This is a genomic window from Pedobacter sp. KACC 23697 (assembly GCF_045348445.1).
Classification (GTDB): domain Bacteria; phylum Bacteroidota; class Bacteroidia; order Sphingobacteriales; family Sphingobacteriaceae; genus Pedobacter.
In genome coordinates this window covers 2,471,236-2,492,924 of sequence record NZ_CP157485.1, presented here as the reverse complement: position 1 = coordinate 2,492,924, position 21,689 = coordinate 2,471,236, and the positions used below count along the sequence as shown (strand labels likewise).

Annotated in this window: 22 protein-coding genes; 11 read left to right on the top strand and 11 right to left on the bottom strand. The window is 38.3% G+C overall.

Going from position 1 to position 21,689, the window contains the following annotated elements; translation table 11 throughout:
* The first annotated feature begins 12 nt into the window (after window positions 1-12).
* On the top strand, window positions 13-357 hold the full coding sequence (arsC, locus tag ABEG20_RS09885) for an arsenate reductase (glutaredoxin) (protein ID WP_406827204.1): 345 nt from the start codon (window positions 13-15) through the stop codon (window positions 355-357).
* Between the two features lie 214 nt (window positions 358-571).
* Here arsC and ABEG20_RS09880 read toward each other — a convergent pair whose 3' ends face one another.
* From ABEG20_RS09880 to ABEG20_RS09865, 4 genes are all read right to left on the bottom strand, one after another.
* Window positions 572-1,066: a hypothetical protein gene (locus ABEG20_RS09880; RefSeq protein WP_406827203.1), complete on the bottom strand. Its 495-nt coding sequence runs from the start codon at window positions 1,064-1,066 to the stop codon at window positions 572-574.
* Between the two features lie 24 nt (window positions 1,067-1,090).
* A complete protein-coding gene (locus tag ABEG20_RS09875) occupies window positions 1,091-1,594 on the bottom strand; it encodes a hypothetical protein (RefSeq protein WP_406827202.1) in 504 nt (167 codons plus the stop codon).
* 157 nt (window positions 1,595-1,751) lie between these two features.
* Complete coding sequence (locus tag ABEG20_RS09870; protein ID WP_029278019.1) at window positions 1,752-2,459, bottom strand: TIGR00730 family Rossman fold protein; 708 nt, start codon at window positions 2,457-2,459, stop codon at window positions 1,752-1,754.
* A gap of 17 nt (window positions 2,460-2,476) precedes the next feature.
* A complete protein-coding gene (locus ABEG20_RS09865) occupies window positions 2,477-3,985 on the bottom strand; it encodes a sodium:solute symporter (protein ID WP_406827200.1) in 1,509 nt (502 codons plus the stop codon).
* 279 nt (window positions 3,986-4,264) lie between these two features.
* On the opposite strand from ABEG20_RS09865, the gene recR reads away from it, so the two are divergent.
* The 3 genes from recR (at window position 4,265) to ABEG20_RS09850 (ending at window position 7,056) form a co-directional block, all read left to right on the top strand.
* Window positions 4,265-4,882, top strand: a complete 618-nt coding sequence (recR, locus tag ABEG20_RS09860; protein ID WP_406827199.1) for a recombination mediator RecR — start codon at window positions 4,265-4,267, stop codon at window positions 4,880-4,882.
* Between the two features lie 116 nt (window positions 4,883-4,998).
* Window positions 4,999-5,817, top strand: coding sequence for an SDR family oxidoreductase (locus ABEG20_RS09855; protein ID WP_406827197.1), 819 nt, complete (start codon window positions 4,999-5,001; stop codon window positions 5,815-5,817).
* Window positions 5,818-6,213: 396 nt separating this feature from the next.
* A complete protein-coding gene (locus ABEG20_RS09850) occupies window positions 6,214-7,056 on the top strand; it encodes an alpha/beta hydrolase (protein WP_406827196.1) in 843 nt (280 codons plus the stop codon).
* Between the two features lie 313 nt (window positions 7,057-7,369).
* Here ABEG20_RS09850 and ABEG20_RS09845 read toward each other — a convergent pair whose 3' ends face one another.
* A complete protein-coding gene (locus ABEG20_RS09845) occupies window positions 7,370-8,311 on the bottom strand; it encodes an ion channel (protein WP_406827195.1) in 942 nt (313 codons plus the stop codon).
* Between the two features lie 294 nt (window positions 8,312-8,605).
* Between ABEG20_RS09845 and trpD the strand changes: the two genes are divergently transcribed.
* The 4 genes from trpD (at window position 8,606) to trpA (ending at window position 12,357) form a co-directional block, all read left to right on the top strand.
* Window positions 8,606-9,595: an anthranilate phosphoribosyltransferase gene (trpD, locus tag ABEG20_RS09840; protein ID WP_406827194.1), complete on the top strand. Its 990-nt coding sequence runs from the start codon at window positions 8,606-8,608 to the stop codon at window positions 9,593-9,595.
* Entirely contained in the window at window positions 9,589-10,221 is a 633-nt protein-coding gene (locus ABEG20_RS09835) for a phosphoribosylanthranilate isomerase (protein ID WP_406827193.1), read from the top strand. Before trpD ends, ABEG20_RS09835 begins: the two co-directional genes overlap by 7 nt.
* A gap of 150 nt (window positions 10,222-10,371) precedes the next feature.
* Window positions 10,372-11,553, top strand: a complete 1,182-nt coding sequence (gene trpB, locus ABEG20_RS09830) for a tryptophan synthase subunit beta (protein WP_406827192.1) — start codon at window positions 10,372-10,374, stop codon at window positions 11,551-11,553.
* A 36-nt stretch (window positions 11,554-11,589) separates the two neighbouring features.
* Window positions 11,590-12,357, top strand: a complete 768-nt coding sequence (gene trpA, locus ABEG20_RS09825) for a tryptophan synthase subunit alpha (RefSeq protein ID WP_406827191.1) — start codon at window positions 11,590-11,592, stop codon at window positions 12,355-12,357.
* Window positions 12,358-12,781: 424 nt separating this feature from the next.
* On the opposite strand, the gene ABEG20_RS09820 is transcribed toward trpA, so the two are convergent.
* From ABEG20_RS09820 to ABEG20_RS09810, 3 genes are all read right to left on the bottom strand, one after another.
* Window positions 12,782-13,498, bottom strand: coding sequence for an alpha/beta fold hydrolase (locus tag ABEG20_RS09820; protein WP_406827190.1), 717 nt, complete (start codon window positions 13,496-13,498; stop codon window positions 12,782-12,784).
* On the bottom strand, window positions 13,498-14,178 hold the full coding sequence (gene ung, locus ABEG20_RS09815; RefSeq protein WP_406827189.1) for a uracil-DNA glycosylase: 681 nt from the start codon (window positions 14,176-14,178) through the stop codon (window positions 13,498-13,500). Before ung ends, ABEG20_RS09820 begins: the two co-directional genes overlap by 1 nt.
* Window positions 14,179-14,379: 201 nt before the next feature.
* Complete coding sequence (locus tag ABEG20_RS09810) at window positions 14,380-14,898, bottom strand: thioredoxin family protein (RefSeq protein WP_406827188.1); 519 nt, start codon at window positions 14,896-14,898, stop codon at window positions 14,380-14,382.
* Window positions 14,899-15,013: 115 nt separating this feature from the next.
* Here ABEG20_RS09810 and ABEG20_RS09805 point away from each other — a divergent pair, with 115 nt between their 5' ends.
* Window positions 15,014-15,553 carry a hypothetical protein gene (locus ABEG20_RS09805; protein ID WP_090496042.1) on the top strand — a complete coding sequence of 180 codons (540 nt, stop codon included), beginning with the start codon at window positions 15,014-15,016 and terminating at the stop codon, window positions 15,551-15,553.
* A gap of 112 nt (window positions 15,554-15,665) precedes the next feature.
* Complete coding sequence (locus tag ABEG20_RS09800) at window positions 15,666-17,684, top strand: M3 family metallopeptidase (protein ID WP_406827187.1); 2,019 nt, start codon at window positions 15,666-15,668, stop codon at window positions 17,682-17,684.
* 461 nt (window positions 17,685-18,145) lie between these two features.
* On the opposite strand, the gene ABEG20_RS09795 is transcribed toward ABEG20_RS09800, so the two are convergent.
* A complete protein-coding gene (locus ABEG20_RS09795; protein ID WP_406827186.1) occupies window positions 18,146-18,643 on the bottom strand; it encodes a YdeI/OmpD-associated family protein in 498 nt (165 codons plus the stop codon).
* A 162-nt stretch (window positions 18,644-18,805) separates the two neighbouring features.
* Between ABEG20_RS09795 and ABEG20_RS09790 the strand changes: the two genes are divergently transcribed.
* Complete coding sequence (locus tag ABEG20_RS09790; protein WP_406827185.1) at window positions 18,806-19,360, top strand: pyridoxamine 5'-phosphate oxidase family protein; 555 nt, start codon at window positions 18,806-18,808, stop codon at window positions 19,358-19,360.
* Window positions 19,361-19,435: 75 nt separating this feature from the next.
* On the opposite strand, the gene ABEG20_RS09785 is transcribed toward ABEG20_RS09790, so the two are convergent.
* Both ABEG20_RS09785 and lysS read right to left on the bottom strand, forming a co-directional pair.
* On the bottom strand, window positions 19,436-19,648 hold the full coding sequence (locus tag ABEG20_RS09785; RefSeq protein WP_335321652.1) for a hypothetical protein: 213 nt from the start codon (window positions 19,646-19,648) through the stop codon (window positions 19,436-19,438).
* 136 nt (window positions 19,649-19,784) lie between these two features.
* Window positions 19,785-21,494, bottom strand: a complete 1,710-nt coding sequence (gene lysS, locus ABEG20_RS09780; RefSeq protein ID WP_406827184.1) for a lysine--tRNA ligase — start codon at window positions 21,492-21,494, stop codon at window positions 19,785-19,787.
* Window positions 21,495-21,689 lie beyond the last annotated feature (195 nt).

Here is a 21,689-nt window from a genome sequence, read left to right as displayed (position 1 = left end):
ACAATTTTCTGAATGATTACGATATTTCATCATAACAGGTGTACTAAAAGCCGGAGTGCTTTAGCAGCATTAGAAAACAGTGGAAAGGCTTTTGAGGTCGTTTATTATCTGGAAACGCCACCCAATAAAAGTGAGCTAAAAGAAATGATCAGCAAACTGGGCATTAAACCATTGGAATTAATCCGAAAAGGGGAAAAGGTCTTTACTGAAAATTATAAAAGTAAAAACTTAAGTGATGAAGAATGGATTGATGTGATGATTGCGCATCCCATTTTAATTGAAAGACCCATCATTATTTCAGGAAACAAAGCGGTAATCGCGAGGTCAACAGAAAAAATTAATGAGATATTGGGTTAACTGGCATCAAACATTGGATCCGGCAATGTTCTTGAAAATATATTTCCAAGTGCGATCGTCATGCTGAATTTATTTCAGCATCTATGTAGAATATAGGAGGATAACTCTTGACGTAGCGTCCCGCTACGGTATAAAATAGTTCTGTAATTTAAGTTTTATATTTTAATGAGACACTAAGATCATGTAGATTCTTCGCTGCACTCAGAATGACAGATTAAAAAATGCTTTTAAAGGTAAGCATGCAAAATATAAAAACAATCAGGCCAAAAACTAGTCTCGAATAATATTCCCGGACAAAAAGTCCACACAAAATGAGTAGATCATCATCTACATTGGTGTGTAACAAACCACTTCCTGCTGAAGCATTAAAAAGGATCTGTTTATCTTTATGGTTATTTAACGACCAGCGGCTTAACCAGCTGTTTTGATAACTCCAATCGAAAGTTTCGCCAGAGGCAAACACAATTTTTGCTTTAAAACCCAGCCAGTCATAGGTAATTACGGCCAAAACCGTATTCTTGTTGTCAAGAATTTTAGTTTCAGGTTTAGAAAACCCTTCACTTTTAAACATATAAATACCCGCTTGCGTAGTAGATATTGCCGAATTTTTCCATGAAATAAAATTCATCGAAAATTTTAATAATCTGTTGTTAAATACCTGATAATTACTGTCAAATAAACCTTTTCTCCAACTTAATATCTGTTCCATCTCACAAAGATTTTATTTACATCATTAATGATGGCGAAGCGTTGAGGTGGTAATAACCGGAACGATGCAGGCGATTAAGAGAACGCTCATTCTGTTGTAAACCTGTTTAATAAATAAACCCGCAACTACCAATAATTTATTGTCGGTGTCGGAAGATATTGCCCCACTGTTACTGTTAGAAGTGTATATAATATGCTCATCCTTGTAATTGCTTACCGTCCATTTCGATTTCCAGATGCCGGTTGCTTTCCATTCGTACTGTTCTCCGCTATTTAAACTGATTAATGCTTTTGATTTCCAGCAGTCGTAAGTAATGATGGCAAGAACTTCATTTGTTTTACGATCGATTACCTTAGTATTAGATTGCCAGAATCCCTCGTTTACAAATTGAAAGTTTTGATCTTCGAACACACTTTCAGCGTTGCTTGTCCACATTCCGAAAGTAATGGCGCCTTTTTGCAACCCATCTACAAAGAGCTGAAAATTCCCGCTGAACCAATCGCTCTTCCAGTTGATCAATTTCGACATTTTTATTACGTTTTATTTTAGATACCGGTTGTCTGAAGTTGTTACAATAAAAAAGTGCTTATGGTTCGTAAGCACTTTTTCAGTTGCCAGTTTTAAATTGGCAGTTTTCAGTTTACCGGTTAACCAATTTGAACAATTAGCTGATTATACAATACCACTAGAAATTCGGTTTAAGTACATATTTATCGTAGAAACGGAAAATATGTTCTGCGGCTTCTTCTGCCGTATCAACCAATCTGAAAAGGTTTAAATCTTCTTCATGAATATTGTGTTCTTTTTGCAACATGGTTCCTTTAATCCAATCGATTAGTCCGCCCCAATAATCAACACCAACCAATACAATCGGAAAACGGGCGATTTTGCCGGTCTGGATCAGGGTTAAGGCTTCAAATAGTTCATCCATTGTGCCAAAACCACCCGGTAATACCACAAAACCCTGGCTGTATTTCATAAACATTACCTTACGCACAAAGAAATAATCAAACTCCAGTAACTTATTATGATCGATATATTTATTGTGGAACTGCTCAAAGGGTAACTCAATATTTAAACCTACCGACTTCCCGCCATTGGTATGCGCACCTTTGTTCCCCGCTTCCATAATACCCGGGCCACCACCGGTAATAACACCATAACCTCTATCGGTTAATAATTTACCGCACTGCTCGGCCAATTGGTAATACCGGTGTGTTTGGGCGGTACGTGCCGAACCATAAATGGTAACACAGGGACCAATTTTAGCTAATTTTTCAAAGCCGTCTACAAATTCGGCCATGATTTTAAAAATTTGCCAGGAGTCGGTTACTTTAATTTCCTGCCAGTCTTTGTTTTCAAAAGCACTTCTAATTTTTTCTTCACTCGTCATATACTGTTATTCTAATATTAAAATTTGGTTTGCGCATCGGTCTTCTTGCTGATGAACAACAAACCTAAAAATGTGATTAAACCGTTGATTAAAATCAGTTCAACACTAAAAACATATCCTCCTAATATTGCGGCAGAATTGCTTGCAAGCAAGTAACATAAAAAAGGTGATAATAAGCAAACTATTGGCACTAATTTATCGTGAAGACCACGTTTTTTTACAAATAATCCAAAACTATATAAGCCTAAAAGAGGTCCGTAGGTGTAAGAGGCGATGGTGAAAATCAAACTCACAACAGAGGAGCTGTTCAGCGCATTGATCACGATAATTACCAGAAACATCAAAATAGAAAAGACAACGTGTACCGTATGGCGTTTTTTTACAGCATCTTTAGCATTTACATTTTCTGCTTTAGCCATGCCTAAAAAGTCTACACAGAAAGAAGTGGTTAACGCAGTAAGGGCTGAGTCGGTAGTGGCGAAAGTTGCTGCGGTTAGGCCTAACATGAATATTATTGCAGGCACAGCACCAAGGTTATTCAGTGCAATTTCGGGGAACAATAAATCTGTACGCGGTTTACCCGTGAGGTGATCTAATGGAATGTCGATACCATTTTTAGCTGCGAAAATGTACAACAACGCGCCTACACTTAAAAAGAAGACATTTAAAATTACAAATACACCAGTGAAGGTAAACATGTTTTTTTGTGCTTCTTTAATGGTGCCCATGCTCAGGTTTTTCTGCATCAGATCCTGATCCAAACCCGTCATGGCAATGGTTACAAAAATACCACCGATAAACTGTTTACTGAAATAGAATTTATTGGTCAGGAAATTATCTAAAAAGAATATTTTGGAATAACTGCTGTTTTTTACGGTCTCAAAGGCTTGAGGAATATTGAAATTAAGGCTATTGCAAATGAAATAAATGGTTAAGAAAACAGATAAAACGAGGAAGAACGTTTGTAAAGTATCGGTAATGATAATGGTTTTTAACCCGCCTTTAAACGTGTAAGACCAAATGAGTGCCAAAGAAATCAGTACTGTTAACCAAAAGGGTACGCCATAATTGTCGAATATAAAACGCTGTAAAACAATTACGACGAGGTATAATCTGGTTGCAGAGCCCAATGTACGGCTCAATAAAAATATCGAAGCAGCTGTTTTATAGCTATAATGGCCTAATCTCTTTTCGATATAGCTGTAAATAGAGGTTAAGTTCATCCGATAGTAGAGCGGGAGCAAAACTGTGGCTATTATGATAAAGCCGACCGCATTACCCAGCACAAATTGAAAATACTGAAACTGGTTTCCACTGGGTGCACCTACTTCCCCTGGTACCGAAATAAAAGTAACACCCGAAAGTGCCGTTCCAATCATTCCAAAAGCTACCAGGTACCATTTAGAATTTCGGTTAGCAACAAAGAAAGTACTATTGTCTGACGATTTTTGAGAGGTTACAAACGAAATGATAATCAGTAACAGGAAGTAACCAATTAGAAAACATAAGAGAATGGTTGGAGACATAGTTTTGTGTTAAGCTGATAAATGTAAAAAAAACTATCAAATCAAGCAATATTCTTATTAGTCTGAAGTCCGGAGTTAAAACGTCAAATAACCAATATGCAATTATCAGACACCAAGAATCAATATATAATGACCAATAAACGCTAATCAGTTTTCAATTGGCAATTTGCAGTTATCAATGAACCAATATCCAGTTTTCAGTTGGCAATTTGCAGTTACCAATGAACCAATGACTAATGAACTATTGAACTAACAAACGATTTTACCTATTTTTGCACTATGAATTTTTCATCCAAGCTGCTCGAAGATGCGGTAAACGAATTCTCAAAACTTCCTGGTGTGGGGCAAAAAACAGCTTTACGTTTGGTATTACATCTTTTAAATAAGGAGCAGGAGGAGGTAAATCAGTTTGGTAATACGTTTATAAAACTTAAACAACAGATTAAACACTGCAGTACCTGCCATAATATTTCTGATTATGCGGTTTGCGAAATCTGTACTTCCCATAAACGTGATAAAGAAACCATTTGTGTGGTAGAAGATACGCGCGATGTAATGGCCATAGAAAATACTGGACAATATTTTGGTGTTTACCATGTTTTAGGTGGTTTAATTTCACCAATGGATGGTATTGGCCCTTCTGATTTGTTTATTGAAGGTTTGGTCGCCAGGATGGCAGCAGGAGGCATTAAAGAAGTGATTTTAGCTTTAAGTCCGAATATGGAAGGTGATACCACTTTATTCTATCTCTATAAAAGACTGAAAGAATTTAATGTCCCCGTAACCACCATTGCACGTGGAATTGCTTTTGGTGGCGAGCTCGAATATACCGATGAAATTACATTGGGCCGATCAATCATCACCCGTGTGCCTTATGAAACCGCGATGATGAAATAGTCATAATATAACCTATAGTGGTATCAAGTCTTGCTAATTGCTACTCGATACTTGCTACTCCATACTCAATACTTGCTACCCAATACTAATTACTCAATACTTTCTACTACAAATAAATGAACCTAAAAAATAAAGTAATCATCATCACCGGGGCATCAAGCGGAATTGGAAAAGCCTGTGCGGAAGAATTTGCCAAGCGTGGTGCCAATCTGGTTTTAGCCGCCCGTCAATACGTTACCCTGTGCGAAATCACTGCAGAACTGGAGAAAAAACATGGCATCAGAGCGGTGGCGGTACAAGCCGATGTGAGTAAAGAAGAAGATTGCGGACTCATTATCAAACAAGCATTAGTATCGTTTCAAAAGATTGATATCCTGGTGAACAATGCCGGATTATCGATGCGTGCCCTGTTTAACGATCTGGATTTATCGGTGCTTAAAAACCTAATGGATGTAAACTTTTGGGGATCGGTATATTGTACCAAGTATGCTTTGCCAGAGATTTTAAAAACAAAAGGAACAGTGGTAGGCGTATCGTCTATTGCAGGTTACCGTGGCTTACCTGGCCGGACAGGTTATTCGGCTTCAAAGTTTGCTATGAATGGTTTTATGGAATCTTTACGTACCGAATTGCTTAAAACCGGTGTAAATGTGATGGTGGCCTGTCCTGGATTTACAGCTTCAAATATCCGGGTAACCGCCTTATCCAAAGATGGTGCAGCACATGGAGAAACCAGTATGGATGAAGGTAAAATGATGTCATCAGAAGAAGTGGCCAGCATTATTGCCGATGGCATTGAACAACGCAAACGAACTTTAGTCATGACCAGACAAGGGAAACTGGCCGTTTGGATGAATAAGCTTTTTCCTGCGTTTGTAGATAAAAAGGTTTTTGATTTGTTCGCGAAAGAAAAGAATCCGTTGATTAAGGCTTAAGGTAGAGGGTTTAAGGCATAAGGTAAGTAGAATAGCGTATTGCGGTTAGAGTTTGGCGTTGCGGTTGCACAGTTATGTTGGCGGTTTAAGCTAAAGTAATTGTCAGTCTGGGCGGAGTCGAAGACTTTGTGCCAATTGTTTAGCGAATTACCTTATCCATTCTAGATTGAATAGATCCGGAAATAAATCCGGTAGCTATTGGATCAGGGTGACGAATCATGGGTAGAAGTGTTGGGGGTATAGATAAAGGATTTAAACTGTAAGGCTAATGGGTTAGCGGATGTGCTTGGTGCCTATAATTGTCTTGATACCTGATACTTTCTACTTAATACTCGCTACTAACAAATCTACACTAACAACAATTTCGTTTATTAACTGTTGAGTTGGAAAAACTTTATGATGTACAAATACTTTGTTTTATTGATGCTCTTGTTTCAAACGTTACTTTCTTCTGCCCAGGTTAAAAAGGTAAAAAACATCAATTATGCTGGCAATACCGATGAAGCCAATACACTGAATATTTTTTACAAAAACGATAGTATCAAAAATAAACCTGTTTTGATTTTCATTCACGGTGGTTCGTGGAGCAGTGGCAAAAAAGAAACTTACTGGTGGTTGGGGAGGAATTTCGCGCGGAAAGGCGTGGTTGCCGTCATCATCAATTACCCTTTGGCACCGAATGTTCAATACGAAAAAATGAGCGACGATTGTGCTTTGGCTGTAAAGTGGGTAAAAGAGCATATAGCCGATTATACGGCGAGTCCGGAAAAGATTTTTGTAATGGGACATTCTGCCGGAGCGCATCTGGGCGAACTGATCAATGCCGATCCTAAATTTTTTAAACAGGCTGGAATAGCGAATCCGGTTAAAGGAGTAATCCTGAACGACCCATTCGGTTTGGACATGCACGAATATTTAAGTACTGCTGAAAAAGACCATTTTTATTTCGATTTCATCCGCACTTTTACCGATCAGCCTGCCGTTTGGACAGTTGCTTCACCATTAGCCTATGTAAACAATATTAAAAACCCTCATTTACTCTTTTATGGTGGTAAAACCTACGGCGCTATTAAATTGCAAACGCCAAGGTTGTATGAAAAGCTTAAAGCCAAAAATATTCCTGTAGAAATAAAAGAAATTAAAGGCAAAAGCCATGTGCCGATGATCAGTCAGATGATTTTTGGCGGGAATCAGTTGTATAAGGATATTTTGGATTTTATACAAAAGACATCTTCGTAAGAGTTGTCAACTTTCTTGCCTCTTTGCTCTTAAAGTTGACAAATCTGGATCCTTTGGAGAGGTTATCGGTAAGACAGAGTGATTTTATTTATTGCACCGCTCCAACTCACTTAAACCCGACAGCAGCGGAAATCCTTTTTGTTTGCAGCAAACTCGAATATCCGGTCATCTGCAGCCTATGGAAAAAATCTTTCACACTTCATGATGACACCACCACAAAAAGATTGTAGTGTATGGCGGGACTACCGCAACCGATTGGCACAGAAACCTGCTTTCCAAAAAAAGAAAAGGCACTTCTAAAGCGATAAAGGCCTTACACCGTCCGCGTAACCTTATCCAGTTTACTATAATCCATCACCATTTTGCCTTCTTCGTTATGGTAATACATTTTCTCAAACTTAGCATCCATTTCTATTTCTTCATCCTGGTAACTGGTTCTGGTGTGGATCGTCTGCGAGAAAGTATCATCAAAAGCTTTAAGAATTACAAAAACCTCTACTTCGGCATGCTGCAGCTCGGATAAGGATTTTTCGAAAAACGGACTATCTTCCGTAATCGGGTGTACCAAGGTCCAGTTTAAAGAGAGGATGCCGATTTTATTGCGCTCCAATGCCAGAGGATAAAATTTTCTTACATGTTTGCCGTCAACCGTTTCATTGTACGACATCACCATCTGCACTTCTACTTCGATAAGCTGGTTGCGGCGTAAATTAACCAAACGGCACATCAAGCCATGTCCTTTTTCGTAAGGTGCAATCACCATTTTTTTGCTGAAACTTACTTTAGAAGTTGGTCTGCTGAAACGGCCATACAATAAACCTGTAGCTAATGCAAAAGCCAGTAAACCCAACATGCTCTCGAAAGCGGCAAGCACACTGGTAATAAAGCCCTGTGGTGAAATGTGGCCATAACCCACCGTAGAAATGGTTTGCGCAGAAAAGAAAAAGGCATCAAAAAACTGATCGCGGAGGGTTAAACCTTTAGCACCCTCTAAGTTTTCGATCCCAACTACATTATATAATATTGCAAAAATGGTGTTTACAATGAGGTAGGCTATAAGAATAACAAAGAAAAAACGTGTCCAGCTCATGGTGACCAGACGGGTGTAAGTATCATCGAATTTAAACCATGGCAGGCCGGTCCGCTCTATATTTGCCGAACCATCGGGATTAAGCATGCGCTGATTTTTGGTAACGGGATTGGAACCGAAACCGAAATCATCATTAAAGTGTACTTTTCTTTTAAAGAAAGCCATATATTTTTAGAAAGATTTTGGAATATTAAAAAACTATGTCAATATTTGCTTTATACAAACATGATCATTAAAAACTTAAATAACAATTGGTGGTGGCATAACGAAATTCGTTAGGCAAATTCTATTGTTATATATTTTAAAATATTTTAAATACAACGAAGAGGATTGCCCAAAAAGCAATCCTTTTTTTATGCAGTTTTTTAAAACATCGCCACGGTTCGTGTCTCCACGAACCGGAATAAACATAATGGTTTGTAGACACACAAACCATGGCACAAGATTGAATACAAAAACATGAAAAAGATATTAAACCATTTATTCGAGAACAAGAGTTTTAGCAGGGAAGAAGCAAAGAGTATTTTAATCTCCATTTCGGAAGGCGCATTTAATTCTTCGCAGATTGCTGCCTTTATTACTGCTTATGCCATGCGGAATATTACCGTACAGGAACTGCAGGGCTTTAGGGATGCCATGTTGGATATGTGCGTAAAGGTAGACCTTTCTGCTTACGATCTGATCGATCTTTGCGGAACCGGCGGCGATGGGAAAGACACCTTCAACATTTCTACCTTATCATCATTTGTGGTGGCAGGGGCAGGGCATCATGTAGCCAAACATGGTAATTACGGTGTTTCTTCGGGTTGCGGATCATCAAACGTAATGGAATACCTGGGCTATAGCTTTACCAACGATGAAGCTACTTTAAGGCGTAATTTAGATACTGCGGGGATCTGTTTTTTACATGCACCACTATTTAATCCTGCCATGAAAATTGTGGCACCGATCCGTAAAGAACTTGGGGTAAAAACATTTTTTAATATGTTGGGCCCAATGGTTAACCCAGGGCAACCAAAATACCAGATGGTGGGCGTTTTTAGTTTGGAACTGGCTCGCTTATATGCTTATTTATACCAGGATACCGATAAAAGCTATACTATTGTGCATGCACTGGAGGGTTATGATGAAGTTTCGTTAACCTGTGATGTAAAAACCTTTTCAAATAAGGGCGAGCAGATTTTAACACTTGAGGATATGGGCTTCGAAAAGGTGGATGTAAATGCCATTAAAGGTGGCGATACGGTAGCATCATCAGCCAAAATATTTATGGATGTACTTAATGGCGAGGCAACTGATGTGCAGAACAATGTAGTATTGTGCAACTCTGCATTGGCCATTAAAACCATCAAACCTCAACAGTCTTTCGCCGATTGTTTTTATGAAGCAGAAGAATCGCTGATGGGTAAAAAAGCTTTACATAGTTTTAAACAGTTACTGGCATGCTAAAATTAAAGGTTTGTGGCATGCGTTTAGCCGCTAATATTGCTGCGGTTGCGGGATTGCAACCTGATTATTTAGGCTTTATTTTTTATGAGCAATCACCGAGGTTGATTAGTGATGTTTCAGCAGAACTGATCAAATACATTCCCGCTGAAATCAAAACTGCTGGTGTTTTTGTAAATGAAGAGCTTGAAAAAGTAAAAGATAAAGTAAACACATTGAAGTTAAAGGCTGTTCAGTTACATGGAAGCGAATTGCCGGAATATGCTACCGCATTAAAATTAAGTTTTCCTGATGTAGAAGTAATCAAAGCTTTTGGGATAGATGAAGATTTCGATTTTTCAGCTTTGGAAGCTTATTTAGGCACTGTTGATTATTTTCTGTTCGATACCAAGACAAAAGCACATGGCGGATCGGGAAAAACATTTAATTGGTCTGTTTTAGACCGATATACATACACAAAACCCTATTTTTTAAGCGGTGGAATTGACTTGGAACATACCAATGCCATTAAAAACATAAAGGATGATCGTTTATATGCGTTAGACATTAACAGTCGCTTCGAAACCGAACCTGGACTAAAAGATGCTGATAAAATTAAAGAATTTATAAAAGAAATGACTACAAAATAATGTCATGATGAAGTTGATTAAAATATAGGTTGATCCGTCATCCCGAATGAATTTGGGATCGTATTGCAATAGCTTTATGATTCTCCGCGGGCGGAAATGACGACTTATCTTTAGCGGCTATCATTATGACAAACCAGTTGATAAAATATTATGAAATACAAAGTAAACGAAAAAGGATATTACGGAGATTTTGGAGGTGCGTACATCCCCGAAATGCTTTATCCGAATGTAGAAGAACTGCGTCAGAATTATTTAAAGATTATTGCCGATCCTGATTTCCAAAAGGAATTTCATCAGTTATTAAAAGATTACGTAGGCCGTCCTTCACCATTGTATCTGGCTAAAAGGTATTCTGAAAAGTATGGAGCCAATATTTTCTTGAAAAGAGAGGATTTAAACCATACCGGTGCCCACAAGATCAATAATACCATCGGGCAGATTTTACTGGCCGAAAAACTGGGTAAAAAACGGATCATTGCCGAAACCGGTGCTGGTCAGCATGGCGTAGCCACAGCAACGGTTTGTGCACTGCGTAACCTGGAGTGTGTGATTTACATGGGCGAGGTCGATATCGAGCGTCAGGCGCCAAATGTGGCCCGGATGAAAATGTTGGGCGCAAAGGTTGTTCCGGCAAGTTCGGGTAGTAAAACCTTAAAAGATGCCACCAATGAGGCCATGCGCGACTGGATCAATAACCCGGTTGATACACATTATATTATCGGTTCAGTTGTTGGTCCGCACCCTTACCCTGATATGGTGGCGATTTTCCAATCGATCATCTCTGAAGAAACCAAAAAACAGCTGTTGGAGCAAACCGGTAGCGACCAGCCTGATTATGTTTTGGCTTGTGTTGGCGGAGGAAGTAACGCCATGGGTATGTTTTACCACTTTATGGATGATGAAAACGTAAAACTGATCGCTGTTGAAGCAGCAGGAAAAGGTGTATCAAGCGGATTTTCGGCTGCTACCACTTACCTGGGCCATGAAGGCGTTTTACACGGTAGTAGAAGTATTTTAATGCAAACGCCAGATGGACAAGTAGTTGAGCCTCATTCGGTTTCGGCAGGACTGGATTATCCGGGTATTGGTCCACAGCATGCACATTTGTTTAAAACCGGTCGCGGACAGTATGTTTCTATCACCGATGAAGAAAGTTTGGATGCGGGTTTGCTTTGCACTCAACTGGAAGGCATTATCCCTGCCATAGAAAGTGCGCATGCGCTGGCTTATTTAGAAAAAATGGAATTTAAAGGTGGCGAAAATGTCGTAGTTTGTCTTTCAGGCCGCGGCGACAAGGACTTGGATACTTATATCAAATATTTTAATTTATAGCCATCATCCGTTTTACATTTTTCATCTTACATGATTATGAATCGTATCAAAAAACTCTTCCAGGAGAAGAAAAATATATTATCAATTTATTATACTGCTGGTTATCCTAATATTGGCGATACCATTCAGATTGCTGAAGCCCTGCAAAAATCAGGTGCAGATATATTGGAAATCGGCTTTCCTTATTCTGATCCGGTTGCTGACGGACCGGTGATCCAGGCGAGTAGCAAACAATCCCTTGATCAGGGGATGACACTTAAACTGCTTTTCGAACAGTTGAAAGACTTACGTAAACATGTTACTATTCCCGTTTTGCTAATGGGCTATGTAAATCCGGTTTTGCAGTTTGGCGTAGAAAAATTTTGCGAGGCCTGTGCCGAAGTAGGGGTAGATGGTTGTATCGTGCCAGATTTGCCGATGGTTGAGTATGAGGAGTTTTATAAAGATTGCTTCGAAAAACATCATTTGAGCAACGTATTTTTAATTACCCCTCAAACTGCCGAAGAGCGTATTCGCAAAATAGATGGTTTAACCAATGGATTTATTTACCTGTTATCATCTTCGGCTACAACCGGTAAAAACTTAGAAGTTGGCAATACTACCGAAACTTATTTTAGTAGGATTAAAAATATGAACCTGAAAAATCCAACGATGATTGGTTTTGGGATCAGCGATAAGCAAACTTTTGATAAGGCCTGTTCTTATGCCAATGGTGCCATCATTGGAACGGCTTTCGTTAAAGCCATTGCCGATGGAAATTTAGAAGAAAGCGTACGTAATTTTATGAAAAAATTTAAGGATTAAAATCATCAATCGTTTAATGATCGTGATCTAGCAAAGCGTAATGCAGCTTAGAAAGCTAAAAATAAATTTCTTATTAACCTGAGTTTAATTAATAATAATCTTTTATTCGTCTGCATGAATATTTTGCATCAACGGGTCGTCACCCTGACCTGTAGTGCAGCGGAAAGCTACGCAGTAAACCGAGCCTTTAGCGAGCCTAACGGAGGTCATTCATTTCAGGGCCTTTCCTGCAAAATAAGATGCTGACCACGAAGTAGCTACAAGGCCATGGAGAATATTATTTCTACTTGTAAATAAATCTGATAGGTGTATCGGATCAGCATGACGCAATGTCTGGCCTGGGACCTATAAAAAAGCATATACTTGCTGAAAATATTAATTGAACTCAGGATATTAAATTATGTTTTAGGAGATAACGATCATTTTAACGGCTAATATTAATGGTTTTATGATTTATAAAATACTGATAATTAATTAATTTTTTGGGTTCAGCATTTAATATCAATTGATCAATAATATCCGATATTTCCCTGGCATGTTGATAAACCATAAAATGCGTACCGTTTTCGATGACGAAATCTGGTATTGCTTTTTTAGAATAAAGGATTTTATCATTTGTGCCATGGATATGAAAAATCCTTTCCGGTTTAATCTTATTTTCCCAGCTTAAAATACTTCCTATTGCCCATTTTAAAAAATAAGGATCAGTATCTTTTATAATCCTGTTCAGTAATATTTTTTCGCTTCCAGATTTTGTTCCGAAATAATAGTGCTGTGTAAGTTTGTTCGATGCTTTTAAGAGCTTAGCCGGAATCAAATTTAACAGTCTGAATTTACCTGCAAAGCGGTATAACGCGGGGAGATGATTGCCCAACGTGCTGCTTGATATCATAATAATGGCTACAGGTTTTAACAATTTAGCCATTTCTACTGCAATCATTCCACCAAATGATACACCTACCAAAGCAAATGGCTTACTGGTATCTATAATCCTGCTCAGGCGTTCCGCATAAGCTTCAAGTGTCTCATTTTTATTAGGGTTTATCCATTTAACATGAATAATGTTGATCTTTTCACTAAGCTTTAATTTCGAAAAAATCCGCTGATCGGCTCCGAGGCCGCTAATAAAATAGGTATTCATTAGGCTGGTAAGGTCCAGTCTATTGGTTTCAGGTTGTTTTGTACCAACAACTGGTTTGCTTTCGAAAAATGTTTCGACCCAAAGAAGCCATTGTAGGCCGAAAAAGGTGAGGGATGGGCAGCTGTCAGCACATAATGCTTTTTTTGATCTATTAACGCTGCCTTTTGCTGCGCATATCTGCCCCACAATAGAAATACGATATGTTCACGTTTCTCGGATAAAGCCTTAATAATTTCATCGGTAAAAATTTCCCAGCCCTGGTTTTGATGTGAACCTGCTTCTGAAGCACGAACAGTTAAAGTGGCATTTAACAGCAGTACACCTTGTTCTGCCCAATGTGTTAATTGGCCATGGCTTGGGCTTTTAAAACCTTCAATATCTGTTTCCAACTCTTTGTATATATTTTTTAACGAAGGGGGAACCGCTACACCGCGTTGTACCGAAAAAGAAAGACCATGTGCCTGGCCCGTACCATGATAAGGGTCCTGACCCAGAATAACTACTTTTACCTGATCAAACGGAGTGGTATTCAATGCATTGAATATATCTGCACCTTTCGGATAAATCGTAGCGCCTCGCTGCTTCTCTTCCTGTAAAAAAGACTTCAGTTTAATCATGTAGTCTTTTTCAAATTCTTCTTCTAAAACGGCTAACCATCCCGGTTCTAATGCTGCTGACATAATATTGATGTAAGATGTATAATGTAAAATGATTTCGGGTAATGTCTCGTAAATAAACTTTTAGCTGATGGCTTAATCATTAATGGTTTTAAAGATCATGGTCAATGCTCAGGTGGGCTAAATATAGGCCAAGAGGTTATCGACTATGAAAGACTTAAGCAATTAATCATTAGACCATGAATCAAAAAACGCTCTAAAAGTTTAAGACTTTTTCTTGTATATCGCCAGTAAATCCCCTTCGAGTGTAGTTTTTGGCCCTTCAATAATCCGTCCCAATTCTTTACCTTTTTTATCAAAAACAATAAAGGTGGGTACCCTTAAGATATCCAATCCATCTAATATGCCATTTTCTGCCTTTTTGTTTCCATCAACAGCTATAATCTCTACATTTTTATCTTTAAAGTGCAAGGCATCTAAAATTTTAAGAAAGTTTGGTACGTTCGCCTTACTGTCGCCACACCAGGTTCCCAAAACAATTTTGATTTTTTCGTTTTTAATCAGTTTTTTCAGCTCGATCATGGTTGCTGCATCGGGTACATATGCTGCATAAAGCGGATCATACATTTCCTTAAACTCAGGGAAAGTAGTAACGCCCTCGCGTGTACAAGCGTTAATCAGGATATCTTTATTGTGGACTTGATCGTGGATTTTTTTATTTACTTCTTGTGCAGAAACATTCATTGCAAGTAATATTAGGGTTACAGATAAGAGGATTTTCATATTTATCAGGTGTTTTTTTTGAGCTTTTAAATTTTTATTGAAATTATTGTTTTAAAATCTAATTTCTGCCATTTAAACACGATATTTGCGGAAAAAAATAATTAGGATAAAATTTATGCCAAATATCATCAGATTAATTGCGGGGTTTGCTTTACTGGGTGGCGCAGTAGCTTTATTTATTTTCGGTTTCTGGCCTTGGGGTATTATTGCCATTTTATTGGGGATAATTGTACTCGTAACTTATTTCTTTAATGAGAACATGCTTTTAGCACAATGGTTTCTTAGAAAAGATAACATGCCCAAAGCAAAAATGTTTTTAGATCGTATTACCAATTATGAAACGCAGTTGATCAAAGTTCAACATGGTTATTATAATTTATTGATCGGGTTAATTGAAAGCAGAACAGCACCAATGCAAAGTGAAAAGTATTTTAAAAAATCGCTTGCATTAGGTATGCAGATGGATCATAATATTGCTTTGGCAAAATTAAGTTTAGCAGGTATTGCCATGGCTAAACGTAATAAACGCGAAGCAACCATGTATCTTGCCGAAGCTAAAAAAGCAGATAAGAATAAATTGCTGGCCGATCAAATTAAACAAATGAAAGATCAGATGGGCATGATGGACAAACAACAGCAAGTTCGTTACAGATAAAATTAAAAGCCATTTCTTAACCGAAATGGCTTTTTTGTTTCTGCCCGCTTTGTTTATCGAAAATTGCTGCATATAAATTACTATTTTTATAGATACTTAACTTTTAATATTCATGAAAAAAGTATCTTATCTGCCCATGCTGGCTTTCCTAGCCATTATCGGGGCTTGCAATAATAAAAAACAGGGGAAAGAAAGCGAAAGCTTTTCATCTGACAATCCTTTTTTTAAAGCAAGTGAACTTGCCTTTCAGGCCCCTGCCTTCGATAAAATTAAAAATGCCGATTTTAAGCCGGCATTGGAAGAAGGGATGAAACAGCAAATGGATGAAATCCGGAAAATTGCTGAACAGAATGTTGTACCAAGCTTTGAAAATACCATTTTGGCTATCGAAAAAAGTGGACAACTGTTGAGCCGGACAAATATGGTTTTTAACCTGCTTACCGGTGCCAATACCAATCCGGAATTGCAGAAGATTAAAGAAGAGGAGGCGCCTAAGCTAACAGCGAATACCGATGCCATTTATTTAAATACCAAGCTTTTTAATCGGGTGGAAACGCTCTACAAAAAGAAGGATCAACTGAAGCTGGATGCGGAGTCGTTACGCTTACTGGAGTATTATTACCAGAAATTTGAACTGGCAGGAGCAAAGCTTTCTGACGCTGACAAAGATAAACTTAAAGCGCTGAATAAAGAAGAAGCTACTTTAGGTGCAAAGTTTACCGCACAATTACAGGCCGCAGGTAAAGGTTTAAAAAATACCACCCAACAGCCTGAATTGCAATCCATGACCGATCGGACCAAACGCGAAGAGCTTTTTAAAAAATCATGGAACAGGGCAGAAAAAGGAGATGCCAATGATACCCGTAAAATAATTTCAAGAATCGCGCAGATTCGTTCTGCTCAGGCTGCATTGCTTGGCTTTAAAAATTATGCAGCCTGGAAATTGAAAAATCAGATGGCTAAAACGCCTGAAGCCGTAGCCGATTTTTTTAGTAAAGTTATTCCAGCGGCTACCACAAAAGCAAAAAGTGAAGCGGCAGATATACAGGCCGTAATCGATCAGCAAAAAGGTGGCTTTAAACTGGAGCCATGGGACTGGGATTTTTATGCTGAACAGGTGCGTAAAGCAAAATACGATTTGGATGAAAACGAAGTCAAACCCTATTTCGAACTCAATAAAGTACTTGTTAATGGTGTTTTTTATGCTGCAACACAACTCTACGGGATTACTTTTAAGGAACGTAAAGATTTACCTGTTTATCAGGAAGATGTTCGTGTTTTTGATGTGATGGATAAAGATGGAAAACAGTTAGGCTTGTTTTATTGCGACTATTTTAAACGTGACAACAAAGATGGTGGTGCCTGGATGGATAATCTGGTTCCGCAGTCTAAGCTTTTTGGTACCATTCCGGTAATCTATAATGTCTGTAATTTTGCTAAACCCGAAGCTGGAAAACCTGCATTAATTAGTTTTGATGATGTTACAACGATGTTTCATGAATTTGGACATGGCTTACACGGTCTGTTTGCCAACCAGCAATATCCGAGCCTTTCGGGCGCTAACGTGGCTCGCGATTATGTCGAATTTCCTTCGCAGTTTAATGAACATTGGGCTTCTGATCCAAAAATATTAAAGAATTATGCCCTTCATTACCAAACAGGAGCACCAATGCCCCAAGCTCTATTGGATAAGATTAAAAAAGCAAGTTCGTTTAATCAAGGCTATATTTTTACTGAAGCTTTGGCAGCAGCCGAACTTGATATGCAATGGCACACGATTTCTCCGGGCTCACCATTGCAGGATGTAGACCAATTTGAAGCTGACGCTTTAAAGAAAACCAATTTAAATTTATCGTATGTGCCGCCACGCTATCGTTCCAGCTATTTTTTACATATCTGGAGCAACGGCTACGCCGCAGGCTATTATGCCTATAGCTGGACTTCCATGTTAGAAAATGATGCCTTTTCCTGGTTTCAGGAAAATGGCGGATTAACCAGGGCAAACGGTCAGCGTTTTAGGGATATGATTTTGTCTAAAGGGAATACTGAAGACCTGGGCAAAATGTTTTTTAATTTCAGGGGACATAACCCTGATATTAAACCAATGCTTAAAAAGCGGGGATTGTTATAAAATAACACTATAGTACAAAGGACAGTTACTAACTGGCCTTTGTACTAGGATGAATAATGGGCTACTATTGACGTTATTCTGAAATTATATATTAATAAGCGATTTGCCGCATCTATATATTTTCGCATAGCCAGGCCGTAGTACCGCATCTCCGTTCTACTAAATTCCGGTATAACAAATTTTTCGGGCTATGCTGTCCTGGCCCTGCTACAGGCTTCGAAAAAATTTTCAGGCGGTGGTTTATTAATGGTTGTCTATTGTTTTCTATCTGTATTAATGAGCTCGGCAATGCCTCGGTTTTGTTTCTTTTTGGCAGCAAAAAGAAAGAGCCCTTCGGCGGCGGCGCACCTGTACCGATTTTTCATCGGTAGCCGAGGCAAGACTGTGCTGATGGATAAAAGCACGATCAATACTTCATCAAAATTAGGTAAGAAGCATTGTAGCTATAGTGCTATTTTCCATTAAATCCCATCTCTGCCGATAAACCGTTCTTTACCCAAAAGAAACTGAATAGCTTTTTTGACATTGCGGTCAACCGACTCTTCCGTTTTAAGGTTGGCAATATAACGTATAATTTCCTTCTGTAAATGAGGAGCAAGACTCTCAAATATATCCCTGGCCTGTTTATTTTCTGCCAGGGCCTGTACCAGTTTGGGATTGATCCTAATTGTCCGTTCTTCAGTATCAAATTCAATTTCGAAAGTTGCGGTGTCGCCTATATCCTTTCCGGCTGCTTTTCGCATGGGCATATTTAAGTACAAACGCCAATCTCCGGCATATTTAACCAGGGTTTGTTTAAACCCATGACCATCAATTTTCATTTTAACAGGTAGCTGTCCCTTATTTTTTCCAGATTGATGGAAAACATAATTTAATACTTCCTCCGGTACAAAAACAAAAGGGTTGATGCCTATAATTTTAATTTTGGCATTAAAGGGTTTTGGCTTTTTGATATCCATTACTTAAAGATATTGCCTTCGATCAAAACGCCATAATTTTTAGTCAATAAATCAAATAATATATCGCTATGTTCACCTCGCAACGCTCTTGTCCTGAAACTCTCCGTAAAAAATCAAAACCAAATTCTGGTTTCCATTGTAGTTTATATAAATTTCAAAACTATGGCAACATCACAAGAAGGGAGTACAAATAATACTCAGGAAGAAAATAACATTAAAGATCTGGGCGGTAAAGAAGCTATCGAAAAACTGAGAACACTGGCTGAAAAGGCTGAAAGTTGCTTTTTTTGTACGAATATTAAAACAGGTGTGCCCTTATCGGTAAGACCAATGGCCATTCAGCAGGTTGATGATGAAGGTAATATCTGGTTCATGAGCATGAAAGACAGTCATAAAAATGAGGAGATTTCTGCTGATCCTTTTACACATTTACTATTTCAGGCCGGCGCCCATTCAGGTTTTGTAAATATATATGGTATTTCAGAAATCAGCAGAGATCAGGCCAAAATCGACGAACTTTGGAGTCCGTTTATTAAAACCTGGTTTCAGGGAGGTAAAGACGACCCGAATATTACGCTGATCAAAGTAATCCCTTCAGAAGGTTATTACTGGGATACGAAACACGGTACAGCCGTTGCATTTTTGAAAATGGCCGCATCCGTAATTATAGGCAAAACGATGGATGATTCTGTAGAAGGAACTTTGGATGTTGATTAATCAACTAGAGCGTCACCCTGAATTTATTTCAGGGTCTCATAGATGCTGAAATAAATTCAGCATGACGATTATCTATTATTTATCTCCTAAATAATCAAAACCCTCAAAGTCTTCCCGCTGAGCTCTTTTGCTTAAGATATCTTCTTCTTCAACCTGTACTCTGGAGAAGAACAGAGCTTCAGCCTGGATTCTTTTTATTAATTGGCGAACCAGTGTTAAATCAAAAGCATCTTTGCTCAATTTAATGCAGTACTCTCTTTCGTTGATTTCTAAACTTGACGTATTCATATGGCAATTGATTTTAATTATCGATTGCTGTAAATATAGAAAAGGCTTGCTAAACAATTGTTAGCAAGCCTTTTAAGTTTATGTTATGTTTTTGTTAAAAATCAGATTGGTGTTTTATCTGTGAGTTAACAAATTATTATTTATGCGATAGAAATAAGCCATCGTCTGTTTTGGCAACTTTCAAAATGCCTTTACCGGTTAAGGCTTTTAAAGTAGTATCCCATTTTTTATTGCTCCAGTCAGTTAATTTTGCTTTCACATCAGTTAACAAGTGCTGCTCGTTTTCTTTTACCAATGCATACAATTCACTTTCTTCAGCAGTCATTTCGATTTTCTTTTTCTCAGGGCGCATCTGCGGGAAGAATAAAACTTCCTGGATGGTACTTTGGTTGGTCATTAACATCACCAAACGATCGATACCAATACCTAAACCCGAAGTAGGTGGCATACCATACTCTAAAGCGCGTACAAAATCATCATCCATGGCCATGGCCTCATCATCGCCACGCGCAGCTAGTTTTAACTGATCTTCCAAACGTTCTTTCTGGTCAATAGGATCGTTTAATTCTGAATAAGCATTCGCAATCTCCTTACCATTCACAAAAAGTTCAAAACGCTCTACCAAGCCCTCTGCATTACGGTGTTTTTTAGCCAGGGGTGTCATTTCGATGGGGTAATCGGTAATATAGGTAGGCTGAATCAGGTTCGCTTCTACCTTTGCACCAAAAATTTCATCAATCAATTTTCCACGTCCCATAGTCGAATCGATTTCGATGCCCATTTCATTACATTTGACAGCAATTTCTTCTTCCGTCATATCTGAAACATCGATGTGGGTGTACTTTTCTATAGACTCGTACATCGTTAATTTTTCGTACGGCCCTTCAAAATTAATCTCATTCTCACCCACTTTAACCACTGCTGAACCTGTAGTGGCTACTGCTACTTTTTCTAAACATTCTTCAACCATGGCCATCATCCAGATATAATCTTTATAGGCTACATATATTTCCATTGAAGTAAATTCAGGGTTATGGGTACGGTCCATTCCTTCATTACGGAACATTTTACCGAACTCATATACGCCATCAAAACCGGCAACGATTAATCTTTTTAGATAAAGCTCATTTGCAATGCGCAAATAAAGCGGCATATCTAAGGTATTGTGATGTGTAGCAAACGGACGTGCCGCTGCACCACCATGGATAGGCTGTAGGATAGGGGTTTCCACTTCCATCCAGCCTTGGTTATCGAAATAATTGCGCATGGTGTTGATCACCTTGCTGCGTTTAATAAAGATCTGTTTAAAATCTGGATTTACCGTTAAATCTACATAACGCATGCGGTAACGCAGTTCCGGATTGGTAAATTCATCATATACGTTTCCTTTATCGTCACGTTTTACGATTGGCAGTGGGCGTAAAGATTTAGAAAGAACTTTAAATTCAGTTACATGTACGGAAATTTCTCCGGTTTGTGTGGTAAATACATATCCTTTAACCCCAATGAAATCGCCAATATCTAAAAGTTTTTTAAATACAGTGTTATATAGGGTTTTATCTTCGCCCGGACAAAGTTCATCACGTTTTAGGTAGATCTGAATTCTGCCTGTAGAATCCTGTAACTCCGTAAAAGAGGCAGCACCCATAATATTCCGGCTCATAATTCTACCGGCTAATACTACAGTCTTATATGCAGTCTTATCTATTTCATAATTGGCTAATATATCTGCTGCGTATGCGTTTACTTCATAAGCTTCTGCAGGATAGGGTTCAATGCCTAATGCACGTAATTGTTTTAGCGACTCACGTCGTAATTGCTCTTGTTCTGATAATCCTATACTCATTTCGGGTATTTTTTGCAAAAATAAGAATTTGCAATGTGTTTCTTATGGTTATGGATATCATTTCAAACATCATGTTGTGAAAAGACACCGCTGGCAAAGATAAGAAAGGTATTGCAATTAATAAATGCTTTATTTGAGATAAAAACGCATTTTAGGATGTTAAAACACCATGCGTTCCAAATCAGAAAACACAAG